The organism is Pseudomonas sp. LBUM1649 (genome assembly GCF_059716155.1).
The window spans coordinates 2,727,133-2,745,612 of record NZ_CP166807.1 but is presented as its reverse complement, the minus strand read 5'-3'; the positions used below and the strand labels follow the sequence as shown (position 1 = coordinate 2,745,612).

At 61.3% G+C, this 18,480-nt stretch carries 16 protein-coding genes and 2 pseudogenes; 11 read left to right on the top strand and 7 right to left on the bottom strand.

The features are described from left to right. Positions 1-7 precede the first annotated feature (7 nt). A complete protein-coding gene (locus ACA058_RS12850; RefSeq protein WP_497639414.1) occupies positions 8-1,228 on the bottom strand; it encodes a winged helix-turn-helix domain-containing protein in 1,221 nt (406 codons plus the stop codon). 198 nt (positions 1,229-1,426) lie between these two features. Here ACA058_RS12850 and ACA058_RS12845 point away from each other — a divergent pair, with 198 nt between their 5' ends. The 9 genes from ACA058_RS12845 to ACA058_RS12805 all read left to right on the top strand — a co-directional run bounded on the left by ACA058_RS12845 (position 1,427) and on the right by ACA058_RS12805 (position 8,485). Continuing rightward, positions 1,427-1,882, top strand: a complete 456-nt coding sequence (locus tag ACA058_RS12845; RefSeq protein ID WP_497639413.1) for an outer membrane lipoprotein — start codon at positions 1,427-1,429, stop codon at positions 1,880-1,882. A gap of 229 nt (positions 1,883-2,111) precedes the next feature. Further along, entirely contained in the window at positions 2,112-2,564 is a 453-nt protein-coding gene (locus tag ACA058_RS12840) for an Ohr family peroxiredoxin (RefSeq protein WP_497639412.1), read from the top strand. A gap of 63 nt (positions 2,565-2,627) precedes the next feature. Beyond that, complete coding sequence (locus ACA058_RS12835) at positions 2,628-3,080, top strand: Ohr family peroxiredoxin (RefSeq protein WP_497639411.1); 453 nt, start codon at positions 2,628-2,630, stop codon at positions 3,078-3,080. A gap of 147 nt (positions 3,081-3,227) precedes the next feature. Beyond that, a complete protein-coding gene (locus ACA058_RS12830; RefSeq protein WP_497639410.1) occupies positions 3,228-3,683 on the top strand; it encodes a MarR family winged helix-turn-helix transcriptional regulator in 456 nt (151 codons plus the stop codon). 148 nt (positions 3,684-3,831) lie between these two features. Further along, positions 3,832-4,494 (top strand): glutathione S-transferase family protein, encoded by a 663-nt coding sequence (locus tag ACA058_RS12825; RefSeq protein WP_497639409.1) that lies wholly within the window; start codon positions 3,832-3,834, stop codon positions 4,492-4,494. A 237-nt stretch (positions 4,495-4,731) separates the two neighbouring features. Continuing rightward, the gene (locus ACA058_RS12820) at positions 4,732-6,108 is read left to right on the top strand and encodes a pyridoxal-phosphate dependent enzyme (protein WP_497639408.1); all 1,377 of its coding nucleotides are present in this window, start codon (positions 4,732-4,734) and stop codon (positions 6,106-6,108) included. Next, positions 6,105-7,283, top strand: coding sequence for a trans-sulfuration enzyme family protein (locus tag ACA058_RS12815; protein ID WP_497639407.1), 1,179 nt, complete (start codon positions 6,105-6,107; stop codon positions 7,281-7,283). Before ACA058_RS12820 ends, ACA058_RS12815 begins: the two co-directional genes overlap by 4 nt. A gap of 150 nt (positions 7,284-7,433) precedes the next feature. Next, positions 7,434-7,934: a PaaI family thioesterase gene (locus ACA058_RS12810; RefSeq protein ID WP_497639406.1), complete on the top strand. Its 501-nt coding sequence runs from the start codon at positions 7,434-7,436 to the stop codon at positions 7,932-7,934. A gap of 98 nt (positions 7,935-8,032) precedes the next feature. Next, a complete protein-coding gene (locus ACA058_RS12805; protein ID WP_497639405.1) occupies positions 8,033-8,485 on the top strand; it encodes a hypothetical protein in 453 nt (150 codons plus the stop codon). A 461-nt stretch (positions 8,486-8,946) separates the two neighbouring features. On the opposite strand, the gene mqo is transcribed toward ACA058_RS12805, so the two are convergent. Beyond that, a complete protein-coding gene (gene mqo / locus ACA058_RS12800; protein ID WP_497639404.1) occupies positions 8,947-10,590 on the bottom strand; it encodes a malate dehydrogenase (quinone) in 1,644 nt (547 codons plus the stop codon). Positions 10,591-10,986: 396 nt separating this feature from the next. Between mqo and ilvD the strand changes: the two genes are divergently transcribed. Further along, positions 10,987-12,669, top strand: a complete 1,683-nt coding sequence (gene ilvD, locus ACA058_RS12795) for a dihydroxy-acid dehydratase (RefSeq protein ID WP_497639403.1) — start codon at positions 10,987-10,989, stop codon at positions 12,667-12,669. 167 nt (positions 12,670-12,836) lie between these two features. On the opposite strand, the gene ACA058_RS12790 is transcribed toward ilvD, so the two are convergent. Both ACA058_RS12790 and ACA058_RS12785 read right to left on the bottom strand, forming a co-directional pair. Beyond that, positions 12,837-13,562: a methyl-accepting chemotaxis protein gene (locus ACA058_RS12790; protein ID WP_497639922.1), complete on the bottom strand. Its 726-nt coding sequence runs from the start codon at positions 13,560-13,562 to the stop codon at positions 12,837-12,839. Between the two features lie 132 nt (positions 13,563-13,694). Beyond that, positions 13,695-14,450: pseudogene (locus ACA058_RS12785) on the bottom strand (MCP four helix bundle domain-containing protein); the annotation flags it as partial. Positions 14,451-14,571: 121 nt separating this feature from the next. On the opposite strand from ACA058_RS12785, the pseudogene ACA058_RS12780 reads away from it, so the two are divergent. Further along, positions 14,572-14,703: pseudogene (locus ACA058_RS12780) on the top strand (integrase core domain-containing protein); the annotation flags it as partial. 38 nt (positions 14,704-14,741) lie between these two features. Here the strand turns inward: ACA058_RS12780 and ACA058_RS12775 are convergent. The 3 genes from ACA058_RS12775 to nirB are packed head-to-tail and all read right to left on the bottom strand — an operon-like array spanning position 14,742 to position 18,149. Then, positions 14,742-15,182 (bottom strand): CBS domain-containing protein, encoded by a 441-nt coding sequence (locus tag ACA058_RS12775; RefSeq protein WP_497639402.1) that lies wholly within the window; start codon positions 15,180-15,182, stop codon positions 14,742-14,744. Positions 15,183-15,213: 31 nt separating this feature from the next. Next, entirely contained in the window at positions 15,214-15,588 is a 375-nt protein-coding gene (gene nirD, locus ACA058_RS12770) for a nitrite reductase small subunit NirD (RefSeq protein ID WP_497639401.1), read from the bottom strand. Continuing rightward, a complete protein-coding gene (nirB, locus tag ACA058_RS12765; protein WP_497639400.1) occupies positions 15,588-18,149 on the bottom strand; it encodes a nitrite reductase large subunit NirB in 2,562 nt (853 codons plus the stop codon). Before nirB ends, nirD begins: the two co-directional genes overlap by 1 nt. Positions 18,150-18,480: the final 331 nt, after the last annotated feature.

Here is an 18,480-nt window from a genome sequence, read left to right as displayed (position 1 = left end):
GTTCATCCTAGCCACCGGGCAGCGGAACGGGGAGTAACAAGGTCGTCGCGAAACCGGGCACTGGTGGGGTCAACCAGCGCCGTGCCCGTCCTTGTCCGAACGATTGCACCTTGCCTGCCGCCGCCAGCGTGTCGAGCGCCCGTTGCACGGTGCGCTGACTGTTACCCAGCACCAACGCCAGGGCTGAACTCGACCAGGACTCACCGTCGCCGAGCAAGGCGAACAGCGCTGCATATTTTTCTTCGACCGGTGGTGTGAGCAGCACCACATCCGGTGAAACCTGCGCGACCAATGCGAATCCGCGCCGGGTTGCGATTACCGTCGCCAAGGGTTTCAACGCCGCGCGCAAGCGTCCGATTTCAACCCGCAGCCGGGCTCGATGGGATTCATCACTGAGCTTCAAACGAAAGGCCTGGGCGATGAGTGTCTCTCTGGGCACATCGCCCGGCCAGGCTTGGGCGAGTGCTCGTACGAGGGAAAACAGGATCGGACGCCTGGACAGGGAAACCGACATGCCCGCGCCACGTACAACATAGCGGCAAGCGTCCACCACCAGTGAAGTCGAGGCGAGAAGCGCTTCCACGTCGTCGAGCAACAGAGGCCGTTCTTCGCCATGGACGATCTGGTGAGCGGCGGGGCTGTTCAGAATGGATGATGCACTTTCGACTTCTGCAGACAGCGCAGGAATGCCGGCGAGATGCGCGGCGAGTTCGGCCCTGGCGAGCGCGGCCCGTGCGGTTTGGGAATACAGATGGCGCATCGCGATCCCAGCCACAACCAGTTCATGGGTCGCCCGCAAGGGTGGTGGTAGCGTTGCCGGATCCAGTTCAACGAGTTGCTCGTGGGCCTCATCAAGCCGCCCGATCAGCAACAAGCGACGGATGCCCAGATACCGCGCGTGGGCCGCATTGATCAGGTCACCGTGGGCTTGCAGCGTGACCCGCGCCGCTTCAAGCGCCTTCACCGGCCAGCCGAGATCCCGCGAGGCCAGTGCGATCTCGGCTTCGGCGACGATGCAGCGTGCCCGCGCCACGACCTCTTTCGGCCCGAATGCCCGCGCCGCCCGGCGCACCAGCGCCTTGGCCCGCGCCAAATCACCCAGTTGCGCCATGGCGATACCGCGCAGTGCCAGCGCTGGCGCATCATCGCGCAATGCGATCCGGTCCAGCGCGCCGAGCGGATCGCCCGCCGCCAACGCCTGCGCGGCGGCGGTGATCAGCGAGTCCATTGCAGTCCTGCCACGCGTGTCACTCCTACCGTGATAAGCCCCGTATGAGTCTATCTCACCACTCAGTAGAGCGTATCCGGCACACACACGCCCCATTTGCGCACCGGCGGCGGCCGCAGGGCCCTGTGCTAGTCTCCTTCGTCTAACGTGCGCTGATGCGTTTGAATGGACCGCTCCCCCTGGATGATGGAGTTCAACATGAAAAACACCGCTTCCTGGCTAACGATCACCCTTGTAAGTCTAGTGCTTTGCGCCTGCGCCGCCGTCGACGCTGGAAGCGGTGGCCCCGGCGAGATGGAAATCCGCTCAGGCAAAATCGAGCAGATCACCATGACGCAGATGCAGACCAATCACGACAGCGGTGTCGGCGCCATTCTTGGCGGACTCGCGGGCGTGGGTATCGGTAGTCTGATCGGTTCGGGCACCGGGCGAGATGTTGCCATGGTCGCTGGCGCCCTCGCTGGTGCGGCGGGCGGCAACTACGCCGAGAAGAAAAAATACGATCAACCACAACAAGCCCAGCAGATTATCGTGCGTACGAAAAGCGGCGTTCTGGTGTCGGTGACCCAGCCGATCAATGCCGCACTGAGCAAAGGTCAGAGTGTTTATATCGAAGGCACCGGCAATGAAGCTCGGGTAGTGCCGCAAGGCTGATCATCCCCCCAACGCCGAGAATCGATGGTCCAGCGTCAATGAAAAGCCCCGAGCCTGAACAGCCCGGGGCTTTATTTTGAACATGCATTGAATCTGACCGTTCGTCGTCCAGCTAGGGAGATACCCCTTGACGTCGACTGAGTTCTGGAGGAATATTATTTCTATCGGATGCGATCAAAACGCACACGACACTAAATCAAACCTGACCGCACCCTTGAGGATTCACCCCATGAGCAAGATCGAAAAAGTCCTGGCCACCGGCAAGACCCACACCACCCTGAGCAGCGCCGGCAACACCCTGCGTGGCCACAACGGCAACCTCGACATCCAACTGTCGACGCCAGGCGTTGCCCAGCCAGCCCATGTGTTCGCCGCCACCCAGCCGCACCCGAAAGCCGAGCAACTGTTCGCCGGGGCCTGGTCGGCCTGCTACATCGCCGCCGTCGGCCTGGTGGCCGCAGAGCGCAACATCGCGCTGCCGGCGGATCTGGCCGTCGACATCGAAGTGGACCTGGGCCAGACTGGTCCGGCCTATTTTCTTCAGGCCCGACTGACCCTGCGCGTGCCGGGGCTGGCACAGGACGTCGCGACGGAACTGGCGCATATCGCCGATTCCATCTGCCCCTACTCCAAAGCAACACGCGGCAATATCGACGTTGCCCTGAACGTTATTACGGCATAATTAATATCGCATGCGATACTAGCGCACTCGATCTACATAATCGGTAAACCTGAGGAAATCATCATGAGCAAGATTGAAAAAGTCCTGGCCAGCGGCAAGACCCACACCACCCTGAGCAGCGCCGGTACCACCTCGCGCGGCCATAACGGCAACCTCGACATCGAACTTTCTTCCCCTGGCAGCGCCACACCGGCACACGTGCTCACCGGCGTGCAACCGCACCCCAAAGCCGAGCAACTGTTCGCCGGGGCATGGTCGGCCTGCTACATCGCAGCGGTGGGCCTGGCCGCCCAACAGGCGAAGGTGACACTGCCGGCCGATACGGCTGTAGACATTGAAGTCGATCTGGGCCAGACCGGCGCAGCCTACTTCCTCCAGGCCCGACTGACCCTGCGGGTGCCGGGCCTGTCACACGAAGTCGCGACCGAACTGGCCCACAGCGCCGATGCGATCTGCCCGTACTCCAAGGCCACCCGCGGCAACATTGACATCGCCATCAACGTCCAGACCGCGTAACGCATTGCTCGCCGGTTCCCGGGGGATTTCCCGGGGGAACCGGCCGTCGGCCGTTACGGGGCAGGTGCCCACAGGGTTAGAGCACTTCCGACACCATCGCATACGATGTATAGTTTAAGTCTTGCAGCCTGCCCAAAGAGTATGCCCATGAAAACCACCGACAAGACGTCCGCCCTGGATCTCAAGCTCTCCGACTTCCTGTGTTTTGCGGTCTATTCCACCAACCTTGCTTTCGGCAAGGCCTACAAGCCGATGCTCGAACGGCTCGGCCTGACCTATACGCAGTACATCACCCTCGTTGCGCTGTGGGAGCAGGACAACCAGACCGTCGGCAGCCTGGGAGAAAAGCTGTTCCTGGAATCCAACACCCTCACCCCGATCCTGAAAAAGCTCGAAGCGATGGGTTACCTGCGGCGTCAGCGCGACCCGGAAGATGAACGCCAGGTGCGAATCAGCCTGACCGACGCAGGTCGCCAACTGCGCGCAGAACTGACGGAAGAAGGCTTCCCGCAAACCGGCCTGGATCCCGACGATTTCGTACAGATGCAGCAGGCGATCGTGGCGCTGCGCAACAACCTTATCCGCACCACCAAGGCCCCGTAGGAGCGAGCCTGCTCCGGGCGGCGTTCCGACGAAAAACCAGAGAGCACCGCGCGGTATCAGGTATCCCGCGTTATCGTTGACGACCATCGCGACCAGGCTCGCTCCTACATTACCCTGTGGGGCGCCGTCGCGCCCGAGGAGTTGAATGATGCCGCTGACGCTCTATTACCACCCGCTTTCGTCGTTCTGCCACAAGGTGCTGATCGCGCTTTACGAGTACGGCATCGACTTCCAGAGGCGGATCATCGATCTTTCCAGCGCAGCAGACCGGGCGGAACTCGAGGCGTTATGGCCCCTGTGCAAGTTCCCGGTCATCCGCGATCACACGCATCCGCAAGGGTTGGCGGAGTCGAGTGTCATCATCGAATACCTGGACCGTTTTTATGCCGGACAGCACTGCCTGCTGCCCGGTGATTGGGATACCGCGTTGCAGGTGCGCTTTTGGGATCGTTTTTTCGACCAGTACGTCCAGGTACCGCTGCAACAGATAGTCGCCGACCGCCTGCGCGCGACGAACGGCGACCTGACCAGAGAACGGGCCATGCTCACGACGGCCTACGGCATGCTCGAGCGCCAGCTGGCGTCCCGAACCTGGGTAGCCAGCCCGGACTTCAGCCTGGCCGATTGCGCAGCTGCCCCGGCCCTGTTCTATGCCAGCACGCTGATGCCCTTCCCCGACGACTGCCAGCACTTGAGCGCGTATTTCGACAGGCTGACGCAACGGCCATCCATTCAGCGCGTCATCGACGAAGCCAAACCCTGGTTCGCCTTCTATCCGTTTGCCGAGGCCATACCGCAACGGTTTCGCTAGCCGCCCCCCTCGAAACTACCTCATGCGTCCACTCCAGACGCTTGATTGACCCGCAACACTTCCTATCAAGCCAACCATTCACAGGAAATTCCCCCAATGTCGGGGGCACTTTCGCCCGGACGGTTGCGAGTCTGGCGATCCCGGCCTATGGTCCAGACACAACACCTGTCACGACCGGCGCTTGACCTGCCGCCGTCTTTTTGTCCATCCATTGTGCTAGCGCAACGAGGTGATGACATGCCCAACGACTCCCGCCCCGCCGTACTCGAACTGATCGGCAACACGCCACTGGTGCGCGTCAGCCGCTTCGATACCGGGCCGTGCACGCTGTTTCTAAAGCTCGAATCACAGAACCCCGGTGGTTCGATCAAGGACCGCATCGGCCTGGCGATGATCGACGCCGCCGAGCGCGACGGCCGCCTGCGACCCGGTGGCACCATCGTCGAAGCCACGGCCGGCAATACCGGCCTCGGCCTGGCACTGGTCGGCCGCGCCAAGGGTTATCGGGTGGTGCTGGTGGTGCCGGACAAGATGTCCACCGAGAAGGTCTTGCACCTCAAGGCCATGGGCGCCGAGGTGCACATCACCCGTTCCGATGTCGGCAAGGGCCATCCAGAGTACTACCAGGACGTTGCCGGGCGGCTGGCCAGTGAAATCCCCGACGCCTTCTTCGCCGACCAGTTCAACAACCCGGCCAACCCGCTGGCCCATGAATGCAGTACCGCGCCGGAGATCTGGGCGCAGACCCAACATGATGTCGATGCCATCGTGGTCGGCGTGGGTTCGGCCGGCACGCTGACCGGACTGACCCGGTTCTTCAAACGCGTGCAGCCGGATCTGGAAATGGTCCTGGCCGACCCGGTCGGTTCGGTGATGGCCGAATACAGCCGCGGTGGCACCCTCCCCACCCCAGGTTCCTGGGCAGTAGAAGGCATAGGCGAAGACTTCATTCCGTCGATTGCCGACCTGTCCAGCGTGCGCCACGCCTATTCGATCAGCGACGAAGAAAGCTTCGACCATGCCCGCCAACTGCTGCGCGCCGAAGGCATTCTCGGCGGCTCCTCGACCGGCACCCTGCTGGCCGCGGCCCTGCGTTACTGCCGCGAACAGACCGAACCGAAACGGGTGGTCAGCTTCGTCTGCGACACCGGCACCCGCTACCTGTCGAAAGTCTACAACGACCAGTGGATGAACGATCAGGGCCTGCTGCAACGCAAACAGTACGGCGACCTGCGCGACCTGATTGCGCGGCGCTTCGAGGACGGCCGGGTGATCAGCGTCGGCCCCGATGACACCCTGCTCACCGCGTTCCAGCGCATGCGCCTGGCGGATGTATCGCAACTGCCGGTGCTGGTGAACGGCAAACAACTGGTCGGCGTGATCGACGAGTCCGACATCCTGCTAGGCGTGCATGAAGACGTTGCGCACTTTCGCAAGACCGTATCCAGCGCCATGACCGACAAACTGCAAACCCTGTCCCCCGGCGCCTCACTGGCGGATCTGGAGGCAGAACTGGGCCGTGGACTGGTGGCGATCATTCAGGATGCTTCGGGTTTCCACGGCCTGATTACCCGAACCGACATGCTCAATCACCTGCGGAGATCCCTGCCATGAGTCAGCACGATGAAAATGCCCCGCCACAGGGCTTCGCCACCCGCGTAATCCATGCCGGGCAAACGCCGGACCCTTCGACCGGCGCGCTGATGCCGCCGATCTACGCCAACTCCACCTACCTGCAACAGAGCCCCGGGGTACACAAGGGCCTCGACTACGGGCGTTCGCACAATCCGACGCGCTGGGCGCTGGAACGCTGCGTGGCCGACCTCGAAGGCGGCACCCGGGGCTTTGCATTCGCTTCGGGTCTGGCGACCATTTCCACGGTGCTGGAACTGCTCGACGCCGGCTCGCACATCGTCTCCGGCAACGACCTGTACGGCGGCACCTTCCGCCTGTTCGACAAGGTGCGCCAACGCAGCGCCGGGCATCGCTTCAGCTTCGTCGACCTGACCGACCTCGCCGCCTTCGAAGCCGCCTTGCAGGACGACACCCGCATGGTCATGGTCGAGACGCCGAGCAACCCCCTGCTGCGCCTCACTGACCTTGCCGCCATCGCCCGCACCTGCCGCGACCGTGGCATCATCTGCGTGGCCGACAACACCTTTGCCAGCCCGTGGATACAACGCCCGCTGGAACTGGGCTTCGACATCGTGCTGCATTCCACTACCAAGTATCTCAACGGCCACTCCGACGTGATCGGCGGCATCGCCGTGGTCGGACAGAACGCCGAGCTGGCCGAGCGCCTGGGTTTCCTGCAGAACGCAGTGGGTGCCATCGCTGGGCCGTTCGACGCCTTTCTCACCCTGCGCGGGGTCAAGACCCTGGCGCTGCGCATGGAGCGCCACTGCAGCAATGCGCTGGAACTGGCGCAATGGCTGGAACGTCAGCCACAAGTCGCCCGCGTCTACTACCCGGGCCTGCCCTCACACCCGCAGCATGAACTGGCGCGGCAGCAGATGCGCGGCTACGGCGGGATGATCTCCGTCGACCTGAACACCGACCTGGCCGGATCCCGGCGCTTCCTGGAAAACGTGCAGATTTTCGCCCTGGCCGAAAGCCTGGGCGGGGTGGAAAGCCTGATCGAACACCCGGCGATCATGACCCACGCCACCATCCCCGTGGAAACCCGTGCGCAATTGGGCATTGGCGATGCGCTGGTGCGGTTGTCCGTGGGGGTTGAGGATATTGAAGACCTGCGCGCGGACCTGGCGCAGGCTTTGGCACGTATTTAGCGTGTACACACTCCTCTGTGGGAGCGAGCCTGCTCGCGAAGGGGCTGATATATTCGGCATTGATGGCGAATGATACTCCGCTATCGCGAGCAGGCTCGCTCCCACAGGAGTACCGAACATTGGTTTGAATTTTTTTCGGATAATCGACACATGTCCAATCTCGACACCTCCCTGCAAGACGCTGCCGCACCCGATGGCGTGTGCTACGGCTGCGGCAGCAGCAATCCCCACGGGCTGCACATCAAGAGCTACTGGCATGAGGACGGCGTGCATGTCATGGCCGAGCACGTGCCGGACGCCATGTACTGCGGCTGGCCGGACCTGGTCTATGGCGGACTGATCGCCATGTTGGTCGATTGCCATTCCAACTGGGCGGCAATGGCCTATCACTACCGCGCGGAAAACCGCGAAGTCGCAAGCTTGCCGCGCATCAATTGCGTCACCGGCAACCTCGGCATCAAGTTCATCAAGCCTACGCCCATGGGCATCCCGCTCACCCTGCGCGCGCGGGTGGAAGGTGAAGTCGGACGCAAGACGCGGGTCATCTGCGAAGTCTTCGCCGGGGACGTGCTGACTGCGGTGGGCGACTCGATTTTCGTACGGGTCGATACCGGGCAACTGGCAGACACCGCGCACGGGCGGCAGGTGTGAATCACCGCGGATCCCACATGTGTGCAGCCGCCCGCACTCGATAAATGAGCTATACCCGCTAATCTCCCCTTGCCGTTATTCAACACAGGAGTTTGGCAATGAAGCTCAGACATTCACTTGCGGCGCTAATGGTCGGTGCCAGCCTGTTCGGCTGCGCCACCTCATCAAACCAAAGCGTGTCGGTCACCCTGGTTGCCACCCGGCAGAACACCGGGCAAATCGGCAATGTCGCGTTGTCCGACTGGGACAAGCAAACCGGACTCAGTTTCTTCATCAGCGGTGTTCCAAGCGGTGCTGCCCTGCCCCTGCGCATCTACAGCTTCATCAACAAAGGCAGCTGCGAGCAACCCGGCCCCGTCGCGTACGCCATGAATGACAAGGTCAATACCGAGCGCCAACCGATTCGCGGCTGGACGTTCTCAAGAAGCGTGCCTGTGGCCCTGCCTGTGTTGCTGGCCGGTGACTATCACATCGTCGTGCGGACCGCAGCGACGGATGGCAACGTCGATATTTTCTGTGGGGACATCAAGCAACAAGAACCGGTGAAGTAGGCGCTTGTACACTTTCGCCTCACACCGGCGAAATCGTTGCCAGCACGCCGATCAGAATCGTCAACACCAGAAAACCACCGAGGAAAATCGCCATCTTGCCCATAGAGCCTCCAACATTTCGAAAGTGCGGTGCACCGCGGCTACCGCTGCGTAATTTGCCGTCATTGTGGGGCTCAGGCTGAATGCATTACAGCGTCAGAAAGCGATGAAAAATACGGATCAGATGATTCACATGAAACTGTAGGAGCGAGCATGCTCGCGAAAAACCTGAGCACGCCACGGGGTGTCAGGTTGATAGCGTTATCGTTAACGTCCATCGCGAGCATGCTCGCTCCTACAGGGTTATGCGTGTGCCCATCAATTTGGGTTGACGCTGGACTGTAGAAGCTTGCGTCTGCAGGGGATACAAAAAAGCCCACTGGCCATCCCTGGCCTAGTGGGCTTTTTGATCAGGCGTTCAGTTACAGCGCCATATCCGCCGCAGCATTCTCTTTCGGTGCCTTGGCCTTGTCAGCCTCGACAGCCGGAGCAACAGCCTGGCCAATCGCAGGTGGGGGAGTCAGTTCCAGCACCCTGGCGGTGTAGGCCCATTCCTCGGCCACCTTTTGCGGGCTGGCGTTGAGCTGGGTGCCGTAGCTCGGCACAATTTGATGCAGTTTTTCCTGCCAGGCCGGGGTTGCGACCTTGTCCTTGAACACTTTCTGCAGCACGGTCAGCATGATCGGTGCGGCGGTCGAAGCGCCTGGGGACGCGCCCAGCAGGCCGGCGATGGTGCCGTCCTGGGAAGCAACGATTTCGGTGCCCAGTTTCAGCACGCCACCGGCGGCTTCATCACGCTTGATGATCTGCACGCGCTGGCCGGCTTGCCACAGGCGCCAGTCCTCGGCCTTGGCGTTCGGGAAGTATTCCTTCAGGGCGTTGAGGCGGTCTTCGTCCGACAGCATCAGCTGGCCGGCAAGGTACTCGACCAGCGGGTATTCCTTGATGCCGACCTTGGTCATTGGCCACACGTTGTGCGTGGTGGTGGTGGTCAGCAGGTCCAGGTACGAACCTTCCTTGAGGAACTTGGTGCTGAAGGTCGCGAATGGGCCAAACAGGATCACGCGCTTGCCATCCAGCACGCGGGTGTCCAGGTGCGGTACCGACATCGGCGGTGCGCCAACCGACGCTTTGCCGTAGGCCTTGGCCAGGTGTTGCTCGGCGAGGGTCGGGTTCTCGGTCACCAGGAACGAGCCGCCTACCGGGAAGCCTGCGTATTCCCTGGCTTCAGGAATGCCCGACTTCTGCAGCAGGTGCAGGGCACCGCCGCCGGCGCCGATGAAGACGAACTTGGCGTCGGTTTCGGACTTGCTGCCGTCTTTCAGGTTTTTGTAGCTGACGCGCCAGCTACCGTCTGCGTTCTTGGTGATGTCCTGCACTTCGCTGGACAGCTTCAAGTCGAATTTCGGCGTGGTTTGCAAGTGAGCAACGAACTGGCGGGTGATTTCGCCAAAATTCACGTCGGTGCCGATCGGGCTCCAGGTGGCCGCGATTTTCTGGTTCGGGTCACGCCCTTCCATCATCAGCGGGACCCACTTCTTGATCACGGCCGGGTCTTCGGAGTACTGCATGCCGGCAAACAGCGGGCTCGCTTGCAGGGCTTCGTAGCGCTTTTTCAGGAACTTGATGTTGTCATCGCCCCACACAAAGCTCATGTGCGGCGTGGAGTTGATGAACGAACGAGGGTTCTTCAACACGCCTTGCTGGACCTGCCAGGCCCAGAACTGACGGGAGATCTGGAACGCTTCGTTGATTTCAACAGCTTTGGGGATCGAGACTTTGCCGTTCTCGTCTTCCGGGGTGTAGTTCAACTCGGCCAGGGCAGAGTGACCGGTACCGGCGTTGTTCCAGCCGTTGGAGCTTTCCAGGGCGACGCCGTCGAGACGCTCGATCATTTCCATCGAGGTGCCGGGTTCCAGCTCATTGAGCCAGACTCCGAGGGTCGCGCTCATGATGCCGCCGCCGATCAGCAGTACGTCGACTTTCTTGGCTTCTTCGGCCTGGGCTGTCGTCATCCCCAACGACAAGGCCAGCCCCAGCAGGGCCGTGTTCACTTTCTTAAACATCTGTAGCACCTATGATAAAACGCCATCCGCCCTTCCAGCTGCAATCGCGAGCCGCTTGTTTCACGGCATCCAGGCAAGTCTGCCGCGGGTTCTCGCACATGACGTCTGGAGGGTGGGCACACAAGGCCGACTGACTGCATCGACCCCAGTTATATGTCCCTACTGAACTGACTTTTTATCTTTTTTGGCTTCAGCTACTTGAGCGACAGTGATTCTGTTCACCCGTCTCAAGGACAGGAAAACTGAATAGGTCAAAACAAGTTGTGTAGAAGAATATCACGACATGGCAAACCCGCGCGTGATGGATCTGTAGGAGCCGGCTTGCCGGCTTCTACAGGTTGCGGTGGATGGGCGACTATACTCAGTGGTCATCAGTTGAGCATGTGGGGAAGAGCCATGAGCGATAAAGACGACCTGCGCAAATATTCCTCCCAGGTGATCGACGGCGTGGAGGCCGCGCCCGCCCGCGCCATGCTGCGTGCCGTGGGCTTTACCGACGAAGACTTCAAGAAACCGCAGATCGGCATCGCCTCCACCTGGGCAATGGTCACGCCCTGCAACATGCACATCGACAAACTCGCGATCGAAGCTGAAAAAGGTGCGAATGCCGCCGGTGCCAAAGGCGTGATTTTCAACACCATCACCATTTCCGATGGCATCGCCAACGGCACCGAAGGCATGAAATATTCACTGGTGTCCCGTGAGGTGATTGCTGACTCCATCGAAGTGGTGGTCGGTTGCGAAGGCTTTGACGGGCTGGTGACCGTGGGCGGTTGCGACAAGAACATGCCGGGCTGCCTGATCGGCATGGCGCGGCTCAATCGCCCTTCGATCTTCGTCTATGGCGGCACCATTCGCCCGGGCGCCGGCCACACCGACATCATTTCCGTGTTCGAAGCCGTGGGCCAGCACGCGCGCGGTGACATCAGCGAGATCCAGGTCAAGCAGATCGAGGAAGTGGCGATTCCCGGCCCCGGCTCCTGTGGCGGGATGTACACCGCCAACACCATGGCCTCGGCCATCGAGGCATTGGGCATGAGCCTGCCCGGTTCGAGTTCCCAGGAGGCCGTTGGCAGCGACAAGGCTTCGGACAGTTTCCGCGCCGGCCAGCAAGTCATGGAACTGCTCAAGCTTGACCTCAAGCCCCGGGACATCATGACCCGCAAGGCCTTCGAAAACGCCATCCGCGTGGTGATCGCCCTCGCCGGCTCGACCAATGCCGTGCTGCACCTGTTGGCCATGGCCAATGCCGTGGACGTCGAGCTGACCCTGGACGACTTCGTCGAGCTGGGCAAGATCTCCCCGGTAGTGGCCGACCTGCGCCCCAGTGGCAAATACATGATGAGCGAGCTGGTGGCCATTGGCGGCATCCAGCCCTTGATGAAGCGCATGCTCGCAGCCGGCATGCTGCACGGTGACGTGCTGACCGTGACCGGCAAGACCCTGGCGGAAAACCTCGAAAACGTGCCCGACTACCCCACCGGCCAGGACGTGATCCTGCCCTTCGATCAACCGATCAAGAAGGACTCGCACCTGGTGATCCTGCGCGGCAACCTCTCGCCCACCGGCGCCGTGGCCAAGATCACCGGCAAGGAAGGCCTGCGCTTCGAAGGCAAAGCCCGTGTGTACCACGGCGAGGAAGGCGCGCTGGCCGGCATTCTCAACGGCGAAGTGCAAGCAGGCGACGTGATCGTGATTCGCTATGAAGGACCCAAGGGTGGCCCGGGCATGCGCGAAATGCTCTCGCCGACCTCGGCGGTGATGGGCAAAGGGCTGGGCAAGGAAGTGGCGCTGATCACCGACGGCCGTTTTTCCGGCGGCTCCCATGGTTTTGTGGTGGGGCATATCACGCCTGAGGCTTTTGAAGGCGGGCCGATAGCGTTGGTCGAAGATGGCGACCGGATCACCATTGACGCTGAAACCCGGCAGATCACGGTTGATGTGTCCGATGCTGAGCTGGCCGAGCGCAAGAGCCGCTGGGTAAGGCCGGAATCCAAATACAAGCGCGGGGTGTTGGCCAAGTATGCGAAGACTGTGTCCAGTGCTTCGGAGGGGGCGGTGACCGACAAGTACCTTTAAGACTCTGATTTCGTGTTGTCTGATCTACTGCTTTCGCGAGCAGGCTCGCTCCCACAATGGTCTTTTGCCGGACACAACATTTGTGTACACAGACCATTGACTGTGGGAGCGAGCCTGCTCGCGAAGGGGCCCTTATAGACAACGCAAGGCTTGCTGGCAGAGGTGCCTCACAACCGAAAGCGATCCACCGACTGCGACAACTGGCCTGCCAGAGTCGACAACTCATCCGTAGTAAAGGCCGTCTGCCCAATCACCTTGCTGTTGCCTTCAGACATCCCGGCAATCATCTCCACCTGATGCGCAATTTCATTGCTGGCCAGGCTCTGCTCGCCGATGGTGCGGCTGATGTCGTTGACCAGTTGCGTGGTGTTGAGCGTGGCCTCGAGGATTTCGCGGATGGCGCGCTCGACGTCGGCGGTCACGGCCATGCCTTTGTCGACCTGGGCGACGCCCTCCTCCATGCTGATCACCGCTTCGCGGGTGCTTTGCTGGATGCGCGACACCATGGCGGCGATTTCCTGGGTGGAGGCACTGGTGCGGCCCGCCAGGCTGCGCACTTCATCGGCCACCACGGCAAAACCACGCCCCTGCTCCCCGGCGCGGGCGGCCTCGATGGCGGCGTTGAGCGCCAGCAGGTTGGTCTGATCGGCGATGCCCTTGATCACCTGGATGATGCTGAAAATCCCTTCGGATTCCTTGTCCAGCGTGCGAATCACCTGCGCCGACTGCTGCGCCGAACGGGCGATGCCGTCCATGTCGCTGACCACCTGATGGATCACCCGCCCGCCATCCTTGGCCAGCGCCTCGGCCTGGTTGGCCATGTCCAGCGCCCGCTCGGCATGCCGGGTGATTTCCTCGATGCTCGCGGTCATTTCGCTGGCGGCGGCGGCCATGGTGCTGGCGGCAGTGCTTTGCTGCTGGCTGCTGCCGGCCACCTGGTGACAACCATTGCTCAGTCGTGTGCTCATGCCGCTGACGCCATGGGCGTTGCTGCGCACCACTTCGATCATGCCGCGCAAATCACGTTGCATGGTCGCCAGGCTGCGAACCAGGGAGCTGGCTTCGTCCTTGCAGTCGGGTTCGACAATCGTCTCGCTGAGGTTGCCGTGGGCGATGCGCTCGGCGATGCGGCTGGCCGTCTGCAGGGGTCTCATGATGCTCAGGATCACCCAGCGTCCCTGGACCAGCAGCAACAACAGGCTGGCGATGAGCACGGCGCCGAGGGCCAGGTTGGCGTTACTGATCGCTTGCCGGGTGCCATCACTGGTCTGCTGGGTGTTGCTTTCAATCAGCTCGCTGAGGGCGGCCATCTGGTCTTCCAATTGGCCGAACACAGTGTTGAAGGTGCCGAGTTCTTTTTGCGCGGCGTCCGGATTTTCCAGGGCCAGGCCGACAATGCGTTCGGCCGCACCGATGTAGGTGTCGAGACTGGGCTTGATCTTGTTCAGAGCGGTTTTGAGGGTGTCGTTGACCGGCAGCTTGAGGTTATCACCGAGCACTTCACGAAAATGCGCGGCGTGTTCTTCGATGGAACTGCGCACCTCGGCCTTGCTGCTGGTGCTTTTGCCCAGCCCCACCAGCATCGCGGACAACACGTCAGCGCGCAGCGCGTCGTGCATCATGTCGGCTTCCATATGATTGCGCAGCGCGGTCATGCCGACGTCGTTGTCCTGCACCGCATCTGCCATTCGGGCAGTGCCCAGGTAACCAACCAGGCTCATGATCAGCGCGGTGAGCAACCCCGTCCCTATCAGCAACAATAAACGCAGTTTTATGGACACTCTGTGGTTCCTCTCTTCGCGGGTTTGTCGATTGGCAAAAAACCATTGCTGAAGAGGTTATCGACTGGCCAACGGAGTTATTGAAAGCCTGTACCCGTTTTTTTTTACGACCTGTGGTAGGTATCGCCCCAAAGATTTTGCGCAGGCCATCCGGATGGTGGACGAGTCGGTGCAGATCTATAACAACGAGCGGCCTCATCTGTCGCTGAAATACAAAACGCCCGATGCGGTGCATCGGGCGTTTTTAGGCTGAAGTAGGTGTAAACCTGTTTCAGGACCAGACAGCTTTTCTCAGTGCCCGCGAATGTAATGTTCAAACTGCCGAATCAAGTCGGCCTGATCGACAATGGCTTGCTTGACCAGATCGCCAATCGACAGCAAACCGATCAGCTCGCCGTTTTCCACCACCGGCAGATGCCGCAAATGGCTGTCAGTCATGACCGCCATGCAATGCTCGATGCTCTGTTGGCTATCGGCCGTGACCACCGGGGAACTCATGATCGCCCTGACCGGCGTGCCGACTGACGAACGTCCCAGCAGAACCACCTTGCGCGCATAGTCGCGTTCGCTGATCACCCCGACGACCTGGCCCTTTTCGATCACCGGCAACGCACCCACGTTCTTTTCGGCCATTTTCTTCACGGCCTCCAGCACCATGGCGTCCGGTGCGATGCTGTGCACCTGCTGGTTTTCCACGATCTTGAGCTTGAGCAACTGTGCGGCTGTCTTCATATCCGTCTCCTGATGTGAATGGCGTACAACCTCAGGCCAACCCGAGTTCCACCACCCCTTCGTTCAGCCGCACCGGCCAGACCCGCAAACGCTGTTGCGGGTACTCCAGGCAACTGCCGTCCTCAAGGCGAAAATGCTGCTTGTAGATGGGTGAGGCAACGACCAGGTCGCCCTTGATGCTGCCGACCAGTCCGCGGCCGATGACATTGGCCCCGGATTGCGGGTCGTGGTTGTCAATGGCATAGAGGTTTTTGCCCTCCATGCCCGGAAGGTAGAACAGCGCCACCTGGGCACCGTCCAGCCACACCACCACACCGGAGTCACTCACCAGATCCTGCTGGCTGCACACCGATTGCCAGACTGCAGACGCAGCGGTTTCAACGCGTTGGGTATTGGACGGGTTCATCAGACACTCTCCTCGGTAACAGGGATCAGGTTGAGTTCGGCCGCCATGATCGGCCGGCGCTGGCCGCGTTCCTGGACAAAGTGAATGTCCGGATCCGGGCGTTTATCGTTGACGAAGGTACGGAAGCGCTTGAGTTTTTCCGGATCCTTGAGGGCGTTGGCCCACTCGCATTCGTAGCGATTGACCACCAGTTGCATCTGCGACTCGAGTTCAAAGCCCAGGCCCAGGCTGTCGTGGATGATCACGTCCTTGAGGTAGTCCAGGCCGCCTTCCAGGCTTTCGCGCCAGACCGAGGTGCGCTGCAATTTATCGGCCGTGCGGATGTAGAACATCAGGAAGCGGTCGATGTAGCGGATCAGGGTCGCGTCATCGAGGTCGGTTGCGAACAGCTCGGCATGGCGCGGGCGCATGCCGCCGTTGCCCGCGATGTAGAGGTTCCAGCCCTTCTCGGTAGCGATCACGCCGACGTCCTTGCTTTGCGCCTCGGCGCATTCACGGGTGCAACCGGACACCGCGAACTTGAGCTTGTGCGGCGAGCGCAGGCCCTTGTAGCGGTCTTCGAGGGTCAGGGCCATTTGCACGCTGTCCTGCACGCCATAGCGGCACCAGGTGCTGCCGACGCAGGACTTCACCGTGCGGGTCGACTTGCCGTAGGCGTGGCCGGTCTCAAAGCCCGCTTCAATCAGTTCGCTCCAGATGTCCGGCAACTGATGTAACTGGGCGCCGAACAGGTCGATGCGCTGGCCCCCGGTGATTTTGGTGTAGAGGTCGTATTTCTTCGCCACCACGCCGATAGCGATCAGCTTGTCGGCGGTGATTTCGCCACCGGGAATGCGCGGCACGACTGAATAGGTGCCGTTTTTCTGCATGTTGGCCATGAAGGTGTCGTTGGTGTCCTGCAACGGCACCAGCGACGGATCCATGATCGGCTGGTTCCAGCACGACGCCAGGATCGAGCCCACCGCCGGCTTGCACACGTCGCAACCGGTGTGGCCACGGCCATGCTTGGCCAGCAGTTCTTCGAAAGTGATCACCCCTTCTACTCGCACCAGTGCATACAGTTCCTGGCGGGTGTAGGCGAAGTGTTCGCACAGGCTCTTGTCGACGCTGACGCCACGGGCAATCAGCTCATGCTCGAAGACTTGCTTGAGCAGACCGGCACAACCGCCGCAGCCGGTGCAGGCCTTGGTCTGCGACTTCAGCAGGCCGAGGTCGGTGCAACCGCCGTCGATGGCCGAGCAGATGGCGCCCTTGGTCACGTTGTGGCACGAGCAGACCGTCGCCGTTTCCGGCAAGGCGCCAGGGCCGAGGGTCGGCGCGCCTTCGGACGACGGCAGGATCAACGCGGCTGGTTCCGACGGCAAGGCGATCGCGTTCTGCATGTATTGCAGCAGCGTGTCGTAATAGCTGTTGTCGCCTATCAGCACCGCGCCCAATACCTGTTTGCCGCTGGCATCCACCACCAGGCGCCGGTAGCTGGCCGTCGTTTCGTCGATGAACTGATAGCTGCGCGCACCCGGCGTATTGGCGTGGGCATCGCCGATGGAACCGACGTCGACACCCAGCAGTTTCAGCTTGGTCGACATGTCGGCGCCCTGGAAGGGTTCGGCGGCGTCGTCACACAGGCGTGCCGCGACACTGCGCGCCATCTGGTAGCCCGGCGCGACCAGGCCGAACAGGCTGCCATTCCACGATGCGCACTCACCGATGGCGTAGATGTGCGGATCACAGCTCAGGCAGGTGTCGTCGATCACCACACCACCGCGCGGACCGATGTCCAGTTCACACTGACGGGCCAGCGCATCCTGGGCACGGATACCGGCGGAGAACACAATCAGGTCGGTCTCAAGGAATTCGTCGTTGGCAAAGTTCATCCGGTAGCGGTACTGCTCGCCAGCGCTGATCGATTGCGTGGCGCGGGACAGGTGCACGCCGACGCCGAGGCGTTCGATCTGCGCCTTGAGCGCCAGCCCACCCAGATCATCCAGTTGCACCGGCATCAGGCGTGGGGCGAATTCCACCACGTGCGCTTCGAGCCCCAGGCTTTTCAGGGCGTTGGCGGCTTCCAGGCCGAGCAAGCCACCGCCGACCACCACACCGCGCCGGGCATTGGCCGCCGCGGCACGAATGGCATCGAGGTCTTCCAGGGTGCGATAGACCAGGCGCGAATCGCCTTCGGCGCCTTCGATCGGCGGCACAAACGGATAGGAGCCGGTGGCCAGGACCAGCTTGTCATAGGCAACACACCCTTGTGCGGTGATCACCTGGCGACGGGCACGGTCGATTTCCAGCACCGGCACACCCAGGTGCAACGTGACGCCGGGCGTCTCGTACAGCGCCGCGTTGCTGAGTGCCAGCGACTCGGCGTCGCGACCGGAGAAGTATTCGGACAGATGCACGCGGTCGTAGGCACGCATCGGCTCTTCGCTGAAGACGTGCAGCCGATAGCGGTCAAGAGCGCCGCGCTCGATCAACTGCTCGACACAATGATGCCCGACCATGCCGTTGCCGATCACGACCAGCGTTTGCTGTTTGTTCAAACTGGCTACATTGGAATTCATAAACGCACCTGCCCAAAGCCCATCACGGTGAAAAAAAGCAAAAAAAAACGCCTGAAACCTTGCGGTTCCAGGCGTCTTTGCCTGTTCTTTTGCGGTGTTGAAAACCAGACGGCCATGCCTGATCCACCGATGTTGCCCACGACCTGTGCGGCCAGTCGATCGTCGTTGACCGAGAGGGCTGCCCATCTTTTTCAGAGGGGCTTGATGGGGTTAATGCAGTGTTTGTGCCAGTTCGTTGAAGGAAACTTCTATTGCCTTGGAAACGCCTTGATGGCTGCGAGTCAGGCGTGTTCCTGGCGGGATGAACGGGTCGGACGGCCGTCGCAGCTTG

Coding starts and splice junctions, on each gene's coding strand:
- ACA058_RS12830 (WP_497639410.1), top strand. CDS start 3,228: ATGAAAACCACCGACAAGACGTCCGCCCTGGATCTCAAGCTCTCCGAC.
- nirB (WP_497639400.1), bottom strand. CDS start 18,149: ATGAATTCCAATGTAGCCAGTTTGAACAAACAGCAAACGCTGGTCGTG.
- ACA058_RS12810 (WP_497639406.1), top strand. CDS start 7,434: ATGTCCAATCTCGACACCTCCCTGCAAGACGCTGCCGCACCCGATGGC.
- ACA058_RS12775 (WP_497639402.1), bottom strand. CDS start 15,182: ATGAAGACAGCCGCACAGTTGCTCAAGCTCAAGATCGTGGAAAACCAG.
- ACA058_RS12815 (WP_497639407.1), top strand. CDS start 6,105: ATGAGTCAGCACGATGAAAATGCCCCGCCACAGGGCTTCGCCACCCGC.
- ACA058_RS12835 (WP_497639411.1), top strand. CDS start 2,628: ATGAGCAAGATTGAAAAAGTCCTGGCCAGCGGCAAGACCCACACCACC.
- ACA058_RS12820 (WP_497639408.1), top strand. CDS start 4,732: ATGCCCAACGACTCCCGCCCCGCCGTACTCGAACTGATCGGCAACACG.
- ACA058_RS12850 (WP_497639414.1), bottom strand. CDS start 1,228: ATGGACTCGCTGATCACCGCCGCCGCGCAGGCGTTGGCGGCGGGCGAT.
- ACA058_RS12825 (WP_497639409.1), top strand. CDS start 3,832: ATGCCGCTGACGCTCTATTACCACCCGCTTTCGTCGTTCTGCCACAAG.
- nirD (WP_497639401.1), bottom strand. CDS start 15,588: ATGAACCCGTCCAATACCCAACGCGTTGAAACCGCTGCGTCTGCAGTC.
- ACA058_RS12790 (WP_497639922.1), bottom strand. CDS start 13,562: ATGGCCGCCGCCGCCAGCGAAATGACCGCGAGCATCGAGGAAATCACC.
- ACA058_RS12845 (WP_497639413.1), top strand. CDS start 1,427: ATGAAAAACACCGCTTCCTGGCTAACGATCACCCTTGTAAGTCTAGTG.
- ilvD (WP_497639403.1), top strand. CDS start 10,987: ATGAGCGATAAAGACGACCTGCGCAAATATTCCTCCCAGGTGATCGAC.
- ACA058_RS12840 (WP_497639412.1), top strand. CDS start 2,112: ATGAGCAAGATCGAAAAAGTCCTGGCCACCGGCAAGACCCACACCACC.
- mqo (WP_497639404.1), bottom strand. CDS start 10,590: ATGTTTAAGAAAGTGAACACGGCCCTGCTGGGGCTGGCCTTGTCGTTG.
- ACA058_RS12805 (WP_497639405.1), top strand. CDS start 8,033: ATGAAGCTCAGACATTCACTTGCGGCGCTAATGGTCGGTGCCAGCCTG.